Annotated in this window: 10 protein-coding genes; 1 reads left to right on the forward strand and 9 read right to left on the reverse strand. The window is 66.2% G+C overall.

The window, feature by feature from the left end; genetic code table 11:
* Positions 1-227: 227 nt before the first annotated feature.
* From recO to rpoE, 9 genes are all read right to left on the reverse strand, one after another.
* Positions 228-947, reverse strand: a complete 720-nt coding sequence (recO, locus tag J2X70_RS20630; protein WP_134832927.1) for a DNA repair protein RecO — start codon at positions 945-947, stop codon at positions 228-230.
* 18 nt (positions 948-965) lie between these two features.
* On the reverse strand, positions 966-1862 hold the full coding sequence (gene era, locus J2X70_RS20635) for a GTPase Era (protein WP_025877117.1): 897 nt from the start codon (positions 1860-1862) through the stop codon (positions 966-968).
* Positions 1859-2539: a ribonuclease III gene (rnc, locus tag J2X70_RS20640; protein ID WP_032977092.1), complete on the reverse strand. Its 681-nt coding sequence runs from the start codon at positions 2537-2539 to the stop codon at positions 1859-1861. The genes era and rnc overlap by 4 nt, the downstream gene beginning before the upstream one ends.
* Complete coding sequence (locus J2X70_RS20645; protein ID WP_025877113.1) at positions 2529-2912, reverse strand: DUF4845 domain-containing protein; 384 nt, start codon at positions 2910-2912, stop codon at positions 2529-2531. The genes rnc and J2X70_RS20645 overlap by 11 nt, the downstream gene beginning before the upstream one ends.
* Before the next feature lie 34 nt (positions 2913-2946).
* Complete coding sequence (gene lepB, locus J2X70_RS20650) at positions 2947-3741, reverse strand: signal peptidase I (protein ID WP_309911946.1); 795 nt, start codon at positions 3739-3741, stop codon at positions 2947-2949.
* Positions 3742-3795: 54 nt separating this feature from the next.
* The gene (lepA, locus tag J2X70_RS20655) at positions 3796-5589 is read right to left on the reverse strand and encodes a translation elongation factor 4 (RefSeq protein ID WP_032977135.1); all 1794 of its coding nucleotides are present in this window, start codon (positions 5587-5589) and stop codon (positions 3796-3798) included.
* A gap of 184 nt (positions 5590-5773) precedes the next feature.
* Positions 5774-7315, reverse strand: a complete 1542-nt coding sequence (locus J2X70_RS20660; protein ID WP_309911947.1) for a DegQ family serine endoprotease — start codon at positions 7313-7315, stop codon at positions 5774-5776.
* Between the two features lie 76 nt (positions 7316-7391).
* The gene (locus tag J2X70_RS20665) at positions 7392-8267 is read right to left on the reverse strand and encodes a sigma-E factor negative regulatory protein (protein WP_105164480.1); all 876 of its coding nucleotides are present in this window, start codon (positions 8265-8267) and stop codon (positions 7392-7394) included.
* Entirely contained in the window at positions 8264-8884 is a 621-nt protein-coding gene (rpoE, locus tag J2X70_RS20670) for an RNA polymerase sigma factor RpoE (protein WP_025877103.1), read from the reverse strand. The genes J2X70_RS20665 and rpoE overlap by 4 nt, the downstream gene beginning before the upstream one ends.
* A 235-nt stretch (positions 8885-9119) precedes the next feature.
* Here rpoE and J2X70_RS20675 point away from each other — a divergent pair, with 235 nt between their 5' ends.
* Complete coding sequence (locus J2X70_RS20675) at positions 9120-11183, forward strand: 3-hydroxyacyl-CoA dehydrogenase NAD-binding domain-containing protein (RefSeq protein WP_025877101.1); 2064 nt, start codon at positions 9120-9122, stop codon at positions 11181-11183.
* Positions 11184-11749 lie beyond the last annotated feature (566 nt).

The raw sequence follows: 11749 nt of genomic DNA on the forward strand, positions 1-11749 counted from the left end.
CTTTGGCGACCTGCAATTTGAAACAAACCTCATATCTATTCATGTAACCCTCGGGGTTGGATCAGGTGTCCAACTCCTGGGGGTCACTTCAGGGACGGGTTTACGGCGCCCCCCGCAATCGGACCCACCCCACCTACCCACGGAATGCACGCTGCTGTTGTTGCTGTTGCTCTGGCTCGTGCCTTGGCCTCGGCCGGTGCAGGGCTGCAAGCCCTGCCGAACACCCCTCACCGCCGGGGTGTCAGCTGCTCCAGCATCTCCCACGACTTCAACCCGCGCGCGCCCAGGTGATGGGCCAGCACCCGCCGCATCGGCAGGCGCAGGCTGGCCAGATCGGCGGCTTCCGGTTCGTCGTCGGCTGCCAGGGCCAGCAGTGCCGAGCCGGTAGCCGCTGCGCGACGCTCGCCGCCACGCTCGCTGAGCAGGCGCTGCGGTCCTTCCTGCGGGTCCAGTTCATAGCGCGCCGCCGGGTCAATCGGCTGGCCATCGCTGGCGGTCTCCAGATCGAAACCCACGCCCAGCGCCGTCAGCAGCTCGCGTTCGAAACGGCGCAGGGTCCAGGCCAGTCCGGCCCCCACGGCCAGGCGCGCACGCGCCTCACCAAAGGCCAGGTACAACTCCGGCAGCGGGTCCTGGCGCGGTGCCAGGCGCAGGGTCAACTCGCTGAGATAGAACCCGGCCAGCATGGCCTGGCCGAGCAGGCGCGGCGCCACATCCAGCGCTTCAGCACCGCGCAGCTGGGCCAGTTCGCCACGCTGCAGCGCGCTGAAGCGGATCCACTGCAGTGGCTGAAGGGCCGCTCGCAGCACCTGGCCCTTGGCCGTGGAAACACCACGCGCGAGCAGGCCAATCCGGCCGTGCTCGGCGCTCAATACCTCGACCAGCAGGCTGGTCTCGCGATAGGCCCGCGCATGCAGCACGAAGCCGGTGTCGTCCTCGATCAGCATCGAAGCGACCGTCGCGGCTTATTCGTAGCCGAAGGCCTTCAGCGCGGCCTCGTCATCGGACCAGCCCTCACGCACGCGCACCCAGGTTTCCAGGAACACCTTGGCACCGAACAGACGCTCCATCTGCAGGCGGGACTTGGCCCCGATCTCCTTCAGGCGGGTGCCGCCCTTGCCGATCACGATCGCCTTCTGGCCTTCGCGCTCGACCCAGATCACCGCACCGATGCGCAGCAGGTTGCCGTCCTCGGTGAAGCGCTCGATCTCCACCGTGGTGGCGTACGGCAGCTCTTCGCCCAACTGGCGCATCAGCTGTTCACGCACCAGTTCGCCGGCCAGGAAGCGCTGGCTGCGGTCGGTGATCTCGTCTTCGCCGAACATCGGCGGGGCTTCCGGCAACAGCGCCAGCACGTCACGGACCAGGGCTTCCAGGCCGTTGCGCTTCTGCGCCGAAATCGGATGCACCGACGAGAAATCACGGCCGGCGGTCACTTCCTGCAGGAACGGCAGCAGTGCGCCCTTGTCCTTCATGCGGTCGATCTTGTTGACCACCAGCACCACCGGGATACCGGCGTCGCGCAGCACGTTGAAGGCCAGGCTGTCCTCTTCGTCCCAGCGACCGGCTTCGATCACCAGCAGGCCGGCGTCGACGCCTTCCAGCGAGCCGCGGGCAGCGCGGTTCATGACCCGGTTCATCGCCCGCTTCTGCACCTTGTGCAGGCCGGGCGTGTCGACCAGCACCAGCTGCCCTTCCGGGTAGGTGGCGATGCCCAGCAGGCGGTGACGGGTGGTCTGCGGCCGGTTGGACACGATGCTGACCTTGGCCCCGACCAAGGCATTGGTCAGGGTCGATTTGCCCACGTTGGGGCGGCCGATGACGGCGACGCTGCCGCAATGATGGGGAGTTTGTTCGCTCACTTGGAATCCAGTTGTTCAAGGACGGCCGCAGCCGCTTGTTGTTCGGCAATCCGCCGCGAGGAGCCTTCGCCCTCGGTGCTGGCGGCGGGGTCGGCTACGTTGCAGCGTACCCGGAAGTGTTTGGCGTGGTCGTCACCGGATTCTGACACCAGTTCGTACTGTGGCAACGCCTTCTGTCGGCCCTGCAGCCATTCCTGCAGGCGGGTCTTGGGGTCCTTCTCCGGTCGCCCGGTGGCCGGCAGCGCCTCCATCGAGGCGGCAAACCAGGGCAGGACCATCGCCCGGCAGGCTTCAAAACCCACGTCCAGGTAGATCGCAGCAACCACGGCCTCGAACGCATCGGCCAGGGTCGAGTCGCGGCGATGGCCGCCGGACTTCATTTCGCCGGGGCCCATCGTCAGCCGGTCACCCAGCTGCAGGGTCCGCGCGATCACCGCCAGCGCACCCTCGCGGACCAGCTCGGCGCGGGCGCGGGTCATCGCGCCTTCGTCCGCCTTGGGCCAGCGCAGGTACAACGCCTCGGCGACCATCATGTTGACGATGCTGTCGCCAAGGAACTCCAGCCGCTCGTTATGCGGCGCGCCGGCACTGCGATGGGTCAGCGCCTGCTTGAGCAGGTCTGGGTCGCGGAAGGCGTGACCGATCAGGTCTTCACGTTGGAAAGATTTATTCGGCACCGCTACGGGTCAGGTCCTGGGAAGAATCGAATTTGCCAACCACATCCAGGTTGCCGACCAGTTGGCGGCGCACTTCGTAGTTGACCTTGAGGGTCCAGCCATTGTCGCGACGGTCGAACTTGACGTTGGCCGGCTTCACGTTGTCCGAGTAGTTGATGTACAGCCGCTTGAAGAACAGTTCCTGGATGTTGGCCGGCGCCATGCTGCCGATGCCCGGTTCCTTGGCCAGGCTCTTCATCGCCGAGCGCACCGCGTAATACTCCTGGTACATCGGGAACAGCTTCATGCCGATGTAGAGGAAGAAGCCAACCACGATCAGGACCGTCAGGAACGAGGTCAGGGTCATGCCGCGCTGCGTGTTCATCGTCTTCATTGCGTTCTCCCCAGATACGCGAGTGGATGTGAAGTCAGTTGATGCTCGAGCCGATCCGCGACGGTTCGAAGCCGTCCTTGCAGAACCAGCCCTGGCAGTTCAGCCAGATCAGGAATGCCTTGCCGCGCAGGTTCTCTTCCGGCAGCAGGCCCCAGAAACGGCCGTCGTCGCTGTTGTCGCGATTGTCGCCCATCACCAGGTACTTGCCGGCCGGCACGGTCCACTGGCCCTGGCCACGCGGATAATCGGTCTCCAGCACGGTGTGGGTACGGCCCGGCAGGTGCTCGACCAGCAGGTTGGCGCCCTCGCCCTGACCCTTGTGGCCAGCGTAGATGCCCTTGTTGTCGTACTTCAGCGGTTCGCCGTTGAGGATCACCCCGTCGCCTTCGAACGCGACGGTGTCGCCCGGCACGCCGATCACGCGCTTGATGAAGTTCTCGCCCTTGGCCGGGTCGTTGTCGCCATGGCCGGGGAAGTGGAAGACCACCACGTCACCACGGGCCGGATCGCCGACCGGCACGAAGCGGGTGTTGGTGATCGGCAGGCGCAGGCCATAGGAGAACTTGTTGACCAGGATGAAATCGCCGATCAGCAGGTTCGGCATCATCGAGCTGGACGGGATCTTGTACGGCTCGGCGATGAAGCTGCGCACGATCAGCACGATCGCCAGCACCGGGAAGAACGCACGCGAGTAGTCCACCAGCACCGGCTCGGTGTCGAGCAGGCCGGCGCGCTGGGCGCGACGCTTGGCCAGGTACAGCTTGTCGGCCAGCAGGATCAGGCCGGAGGCCAGGGTCAGCACGACCAGGAGGATCTCAAACAGTTTCATTCAGGGTCCTTTGCAACGTCACCGGACGATCGGCCCGAAGGCCGGTTTCGGGGCTTATTTGTTGTCCATCTGCAGCACGGCCAGGAAGGCTTCCTGCGGAATTTCCACGCGGCCGACCTGCTTCATGCGCTTCTTGCCTTCCTTCTGCTTTTCCAGAAGCTTCTTCTTGCGCGAAACGTCGCCACCATAGCACTTGGCCAGAACGTTCTTGCGCATGGCCTTGACCGTGGTGCGCGAGATGATCTGCGAGCCGACGGCGGCCTGGATGGCCACGTCGAACTGCTGGCGCGGGATCAGGTCCTTCATCTTTTCGCACAGCTCGCGACCACGACGATCGGCATGACTACGATGCACGATCAGCGACAGCGCATCGACCTTGTCGCCGTTGATCAGCACGTCCACGCGCACGAACGGACCGGCATCGAAGCGCACGAAGTGGTAGTCCAGCGAGGCATAGCCACGGCTGACCGACTTCAGCTTGTCGAAGAAGTCCAGCACCACTTCGGCCATCGGCAGCTCGTAGCTGATCTGCACCTGGCTGCCCAGGTAGTTGATGCCGATCTGGCTGCCGCGCTTTTCTTCGCACAGCTTGATGATGTTGCCGATGTACTCCTCGGGAGTGAGCACGTTGGCGCGGATGATCGGCTCGCGGATCTCCTGCACATGGTTCACCGGCGGCAGCTTGGCCGGGTTGTCCATGTTGATGATCGTGCCATCGGTCTTCAGGACTTCATACACCACCGTCGGCGCGGTGCTGATCAGGTCCAGGTTGTATTCGCGTTCCAGGCGCTCCTGCACGATTTCCATGTGCAGCATGCCGAGGAAGCCGCAGCGGAAACCGAAGCCCATCGCTTCGGAGCTTTCCGGCTCGAAGCGCAGCGCGGCATCGTTCAGGCGCAGCTTGTCCAGCGCTTCGCGCAGGTCCGGGTAGTCCTCGGCATCGACCGGGAACAGGCCGGCGAACACGCGCGGCTGCATTTCCTGGAAGCCGGGCAGCGGCTTCGGTGCCGGATCGCCGGCCAGGGTCAGGGTGTCACCGACGGGCGCGCCGTGCACGTCCTTGATGCTGGCGGTGACCCAGCCCACTTCGCCCGCGCGCAGTGCCGGCAGCACCTTGCGCTTCGGGGTGAACACGCCGACGTTGTCGACCTGGTGGTTGCGGCCGGTGGACATCACCTGCAGCTTGTCACCGGCCTTGATCTCGCCCTGCATCACGCGCACCAGCGAGACCACGCCCAGGTAGTTGTCGAACCACGAGTCGATGATCAGCGCCTGCAGCTTGTCGGTATCGCGCGGCACCGGCGGCGGAATGCGATGCACGATCGCTTCCAGCACGTCGACCACGTTCAGGCCGGTCTTGGCGCTGACCGGCACGGCGTCGCTGGCATCGATGCCGATCACGGCCTCGATCTCGGCCTTGGCGCGCTCGATATCGGCGGTGGGCAGGTCGATCTTGTTGATCACCGGCACCACTTCCAGCCCCTGCTCCACGGCGGTGTAGCAGTTGGCCACCGACTGCGCTTCCACGCCCTGGGCCGCATCGACCACCAGCAGCGCGCCCTCGCAGGCGGCCAGCGAGCGGCTGACTTCATAGGAGAAGTCGACGTGGCCGGGGGTGTCGATGAAGTTCAGGTGGTAGGTCTGGCCGTCCTTCGCCACGTACGGCAGCGACACCGACTGCGCCTTGATGGTGATGCCACGTTCGCGCTCGATCGGGTTGGAGTCGAGCACCTGCGCTTCCATCTCGCGGGCCTGGAGGCCGCCACAGAGCTGGATGATGCGGTCGGCCAGCGTGGACTTGCCGTGGTCGACGTGGGCGATGATGGAGAAGTTGCGGATGTTCCGCATCGAATCAGAGGACATAGAGAGGTGGCGGCGGCGCGCGGCGTCGTCAGGGTAACGGTCGATTATCGCATGCCCGGAGGGCCACCGCGTGGTTGGCCTGCCGGCACGGCCCCGGAATGGCCGAAGCCCCGCCAGGGCGGGGCTTCGGGGACACCACGAGGGCCGCCGTGAAGGCGGCCATCGGTTGTTACGGGCCGGCCTTGACCGCAACGAACGCGCTGTTGCCGCTGCCGGTACGGACCAGCAGCATGACCACATCGCCCTTCTTGTAGCCGGACAGCGCGCGGTTCAGGGCTTCAACGCTGCCGACCGGGGTACTGGCCACCTGCAGGATCACCATGCCCCCGGACAGGCCGGCATCACGGGCGCCCTCGCCCTTCACGGCGGTGATGCGGACACCTTCGCCCGCCTCCAGGCCCAGCTGCTTGCGCTGCGGCGCAGTCAAGTCGGCAACGTCCAACCCCAGCAGGGCATTGGCGCCGGCCTGCGGAGCCGCCGTGTCATTGCCTGCGGACGGGCTGCGGGCATTGCCCTGCGCGTCCTCGGCCAGAGCGGTCAGGGTCGCGCTCAGGTCACGCGGCTTGCCATCGCGGATCACGCCCAGGGTGACGCGGCTGCCCGGTGCCATCGCACCGATCAGCGGCGGCAGATCGGACCAGCTGTTGACCGGCGCACCGTTCACCGTGCGGATCACGTCACCGATCTTGACCCCGGCCTTGGCCGCAGCGCTGTCCGGCACGATCTGGTTGACCAGCGCGCCGCGGCTGTCGGGCAGGCCCAGGCCTTGCGCCTTCAATGAATCAATCGGCTCGACCACCGCACCCAGCTGGCCACGGGTGACCTTGCCGCTCTTCTTGATCTGCTCGACCGCGTTCATCGCCAGGTCGATCGGGATCGCGAAGCTGATGCCCATGTAGCCGCCGGAGGCCGAGAAGATCTGCGAGTTGATGCCGACCACTTCACCACGGGTGTTGAGCAGCGGGCCGCCGGAATTGCCCTGGTTGATCGCCACGTCGGTCTGGATGAACGGCACATAGCGCTGGTCTGGGCCACCGGTGTTGCGCCCAAGCGCACTGACCACGCCGGCGGTAACCGAGTGGTCGAGGCCGAACGGCGAGCCGATCGCAACAACCCACTGACCGGGCTTGAGGGTATTGGAATCACCCACGCGCACGGTCGGCAGGTTCTTGCCGTCGATCTTGAGAAGGGCCACGTCGTACTGCTGGTCGCTACCCACCACCTTCGCGGTGAACTCGCGGCTGTCGCCGAGCTTTACCTTCACTTCGCTGGCGTCGGCGACCACGTGGTAATTGGTCAGCACGTAGCCGTCAGGCGAAATGATGAAGCCCGAGCCCATGCCGCGACCCTTGATGCTGGGTCCGCCGTCCTGGCCGCCGGGGCCCTGCCCCGGCATCGGGAAATCGGGGCCGAAGAAGCGGCGGAAGAACTCGGGCATCTCGTCATCACCCGGGACCATGCCGCCGCGTGCCTGACGGTTGCTGCGGACAATGGTGGTGTCGACGTTGACCACGCCGGGGCCAACCTGTTCCACCAGATTGGTGAAGTCAGGCAGACCGCTGACCAGCGGTTGCGCCGGTGCGCGCGGCGCCGCAGCAGCGGCGGTGGCCTGCGGCGGGGCGGTCGTCGGCGCCGCCGGTTGGGCACAGGCCACCAGCGGCAGGGTCAGGGCGAACAGGCCAATGGCATGCGTGCGGAGTCGGGGAGTCATCGGACGGCAACCTCCGGGTCGGATGGAAAGGGAAAGAAGCGCCCCGCCGACGGCGGGGCGTGGAACGGTACCCGGCTCAGTCGCGCGGGCGTTGCGACGCCGGCAGGTCGTCCTGCAGGCGTGGCTCGAACGGATAGAACGCAGCACCACCGGCATGGGCCGGGAAACTGGCATTGAGGGCGCCACCGGCGGCGGGCGCCAGGCTGGAGCGCGGCCACGGCCGTGCCTGCAGATTGCCGACCTCGCCAAAGGGCAGAGTGCGCGCGCTACCGGCGGGCATGGTCGGGGTCAGCGGCGCCTGGCTGGCAACCGCGCGCAGCGGTGCGTCATCGCGCTGGGCCACGCGTGCGGCCTGCTGGCTGCGGGTGGCGCTGGCGCGGCGCACATCCTGGCGACGGCTGGCGGCGGCCATGGCCACCGCCGGCACGCTGGCCACGGCCATCGCAGCAGTGTCCACCGACGCCTCGGTGACGGCAGCCGGTTGCTCCGATGCCGGCGGCAACTGCGCCTGGCTGGCGATCACCTGCGGTGCGGAGACATCCACCGGCGGCGCCTCCTGCAGTTTTTCGCGCCCGACGAACAGCGCTACGGCAGCAACCGAAGCGGCCAGCGCACCGCCGCCCCATGCACGCCAACCACTACGGCGGGCCTGACGCTTCGGCTCGGCCAGCGGTGCGGGCTCGGCGGCGATGGCGGCAGCCACGGCGGCGCTGAAACCGGCCGGCGCCAGCAGCGACGCCTGGCCGCGCATGACATCACCCAGCAGCTGCCAGCGTTCCTGGCAGCCAGCCAGTTCCGGATCGTGTTCCATGCGGCGCACCAGGAAGCGCGCCTCGTCTGCCCCCAGCTCGCCGTCGACCAGCGCCGACAACTGCTGGCGATGGCGTTCGTCCAGGCGTTGCCCGGCGGGAGACTGGTGGTTGTGCGATTCGTTGTTCGGAATGCGGGTCATATACGGCTCTTCTCGCGGGTGGCACTGCCGATGTCCAGCAGCGGCCGGAGTTCGGTGTCGATCGCCTCGCGCGCCCGGAAGATCCGTGAACGCACGGTGCCGATCGGGCACCCCATCTTCTGCGCGATTTCCTCGTAGCTCAGGCCTTCCACCTCGCGCAGGGTGATCGCCGACCGGAGTTCTTCCGGCAGCGCGTTGACGGCCTTCATCACCGTCTGTTCCAGTTCCTGGCGCATCAACTCGCGCTCGGGCGTATCGGTGTCGCGCAGGCGCGTGCCGCTGTCGAACTGCTCGGCGTCGCCGATGTCGATGTCATCGGTCGGCGGGCGGCGATTGTGCGAAGCCAGGTGGTTTTTGGCGGTGTTCACGGCGATCCGATGCAACCAGGTTGAGAACTGGGCGTCGCCGCGGAAGCTTCCAATCGCACGGTATGCACGGATGAAAGTGTCCTGGGCCACGTCCTGACATTCACTCCAGTCGGCGATGTAGCGACCGACCAGGGCCACGACCCGATGCTGGTACTTGCGCACCAGGACATCGAAGGCGGCACTCTCGCCGTGCTGCACGCGCCGGACCAGTTCCAGATCCAGCTCCTGAGGTGTATCAACATCGGCCATGAGGGGCCGCACTCCTGTCAGCCCAACCGACGTCGGGCAATGAGACTGCCAATCCCGGGAAAAGTTCAGTCGCCGATCACCTGGCGCCGCACCAGCTTTTAACCACCGTTCCGTTAACGTTCCGGTCCAAGGCCTGCGATCCGGGGCGCCACACCCCTGCTATTGGGATTTGACGCGGGGGAAACAACCTCTGGATCATAGCCCCCTTCTCCATACACAACCGGATGGAACGTCCATGCTCTCAAGCTTCGATGGTCTCCGCTTCAGCCACTGGCACCCCGAGATCCGCGACGATGGCGTGGTGGTCCTCTCCCTGGATCGTCAGGACAGCAGTGTCAACGCAATGTCGCAGGATGTGCTGCTGGAGCTGGGCGACCTGCTGGAGCGCATCGCCATGGACCCACCGAAGGGCGTGGTGATCCAGTCCCTCAAGAAGGCAGGCTTCATCGCCGGTGCCGACCTGAAGGAGTTCCAGGAGTTCGATCGCCGCGGCACCGTCAACGACGCCATCCGCCGCGGCCAGTCGACCTACCAGAAGCTGGCAGAACTGCCCTGCCCGACCGTGGCCGCCATCCATGGCCATTGCCTGGGCGGCGGTACCGAGCTGGCCCTGGCCTGCCGTTATCGCGTTGCATCCAATGACAGTTCCACCCGCATCGGCCTGCCGGAAACCCAACTGGGCATCTTCCCGGGCTGGGGTGGCAGCGCGCGCCTGCCGCAGCTGGTCGGCGCACCGGCGGCGATGGACATGATGCTGACCGGACGCACGCTGTCGGCCTCGGCCGCACGCGGCATCGGGCTGGTCGACAAGGTGGTGGCACCGGCCGTCGTGCTCGATACCGCCGTGGCGCTGGCACTGTCCGGCACCACCCGCCCGTTCAAGCAGCGTGCGCTGGCCTGGGCGACCAATACCTGGCCGGCACGCCAGCTGCTGGCCCCGCAGATGGTCAAGCAGGTCGCACGCAAGGCGAAGAAGGACCAGTACCCGGCGCCGTATGCGTTGATCAGCACCTGGCAGCGCAGCGGCGGCAAGCCGGTGCAGGCACGCCTGGATGCCGAACGACGCGCCGTAGTGAAGCTGGCCAGCACGCCGACCGCGCGCAACCTGATCCGCATCTTCTTCCTCACCGAACGCCTGAAGGGCCTGGGCGGTGGCGATTCCGGCATCCGCCACGTGCACGTGGTCGGTGCCGGCGTGATGGGCGGTGACATTGCTGCGTGGGCCGCCTACAAGGGTTTTGAAGTGACCCTGCAGGACCGCGAGCAGCGCTTCATCGACCCGGCCATGGAACGTGCACAGGCACTGTTCGCCAAGAAGGTGCGTGACGAGAGCAAGCGCCCGGCCGTCGCCGCGCGCCTGCGTGCGGACCTGGAAGGCAATGGCGTGGCGCAGGCCGATCTGGTCATTGAAGCGATCATCGAGAACCCGGAAGCCAAGCGTGCGCTGTACCAGACGCTGGAGCCGAAGATGAAGCTCGACGCGTTGCTGACCACCAACACCTCGTCGATTCCGCTGGTGGAGCTGCGCGATCACATCCAGCGCCCGGCGCAGTTCGCCGGCCTGCATTACTTCAACCCGGTGGCACAGATGCCGTTGGTGGAGATCATCCATCACGACGGCATGGCGGCCGAAACCGAGCGTCGCCTGGCAGCCTTCTGCAAGGCGCTGGGCAAGTTCCCGGTGCCGGTGGCCGGCACGCCCGGCTTCCTGGTCAACCGCGTGCTGTTCCCGTACATGCTGGAAGCGGCCACCGCATACGCTGAAGGCATTCCGGGCCCGGTGATCGACAAGGCGGCGGTGAAGTTCGGCATGCCGATGGGCCCGATCGAACTGATCGACACCGTAGGCCTGGACGTGGCTGCTGGCGTGGGCAAGGAACTGGCGCCGTTCCTGGGTCTGCAGATTCCGGCGGCGCTGCAGACGGTGGAACCGGACAAGCGCGGCAAGAAGGATGGCCAGGGCATCTACACCTGGGAGAACGGCCGGGCCAAGAAGCCGGACGTGGCGCGCGACTATCAGGCGCCTGCCGATCTGGAAGATCGCCTGATCCTGCCGTTGTTGAACGAGGCGGTGGCGTGCCTGCACGAAGGCGTGGTGGCCGACGCGGACCTGCTGGACGCGGGCGTGATCTTCGGTACCGGCTTCGCACCGTTCCGCGGCGGTCCGATCCAGCACATCCGTGCGGTGGGTGCCGATGCCATCGTGGAGCGCCTGAAGGCGCTGCAGCAGCGTCACGGTGATCGCTTCGCACCGCGCCCGGGCTGGGACAACCCGGTACTGCGCGAACCGGTGGTTTGATGTGATCAGCCGGGCCTGCGGCCCGGCACCCGCGTTTCAATCCACAGCAAAAGCCAGAGCCGGAGCAACAGCCGGCTCTGGCTTTTCTGTTTGTTGGGCGGGGCGGTCTGAGTTGGCAGGACACGCCGTAAACCCATCCATGGGGGCTCGATGGCGCCATCCATGGCGCCAACGGTCCTGCCAACCCACACCGCCCCACCCCTGACAGTTTCCCGGTGACGGCTGGTGAACTGCGATGGCTGGCAGGTGTCGACCTTGGTCGACACGCTTGGTCCACGCCATGCGTGGATGCGAGCGAAGCGACCGGCGTTTGAGTTTGATTTTGATTTTCTTTTTTCTTCTCCGTGGCTGGACAGCACACGGAAACCGTCAGAGGCCGGGCGGGTGGGTGGCGCAGGACCGTTGGCGCCATGGATGGCGCCATCGAGCCCCCATGGTGAAGTGCCCCCCAGGAGTTGGACACCTGATCCGACCCCGAGGGTTACATGAATAGATATGAGGTTTGTTTCAAATTGCAGGTCGCCAAAGAGGCCTGCAAGACCTCCACATCGGTCAAGGCGGTTGCC

The sequence above is a fragment of the Stenotrophomonas sp. 1337 genome, assembly GCF_031455455.1.
In the GTDB taxonomy this organism is placed as follows: Bacteria; Pseudomonadota; Gammaproteobacteria; order Xanthomonadales; family Xanthomonadaceae; genus Stenotrophomonas; species Stenotrophomonas indicatrix.

What these genes read in the sequence shown, in the direction of transcription:
- recO (WP_134832927.1), bottom strand. Translation starts at nt 947, where the DNA reads ATGCTGATCGAGGACGACACCGGCTTCGTGCTGCATGCGCGGGCCTAT.
- J2X70_RS20645 (WP_025877113.1), bottom strand. Translation starts at nt 2,912, where the DNA reads ATGAAGACGATGAACACGCAGCGCGGCATGACCCTGACCTCGTTCCTG.
- lepB (WP_309911946.1), bottom strand. Translation starts at nt 3,741, where the DNA reads ATGAAACTGTTTGAGATCCTCCTGGTCGTGCTGACCCTGGCCTCCGGC.
- lepA (WP_032977135.1), bottom strand. Translation starts at nt 5,589, where the DNA reads ATGCGGAACATCCGCAACTTCTCCATCATCGCCCACGTCGACCACGGC.
- J2X70_RS20660 (WP_309911947.1), bottom strand. Translation starts at nt 7,315, where the DNA reads ATGACTCCCCGACTCCGCACGCATGCCATTGGCCTGTTCGCCCTGACC.
- J2X70_RS20665 (WP_105164480.1), bottom strand. Translation starts at nt 8,267, where the DNA reads ATGACCCGCATTCCGAACAACGAATCGCACAACCACCAGTCTCCCGCC.
- rpoE (WP_025877103.1), bottom strand. Translation starts at nt 8,884, where the DNA reads ATGGCCGATGTTGATACACCTCAGGAGCTGGATCTGGAACTGGTCCGG.
- J2X70_RS20675 (WP_025877101.1), top strand. Translation starts at nt 9,120, where the DNA reads ATGCTCTCAAGCTTCGATGGTCTCCGCTTCAGCCACTGGCACCCCGAG.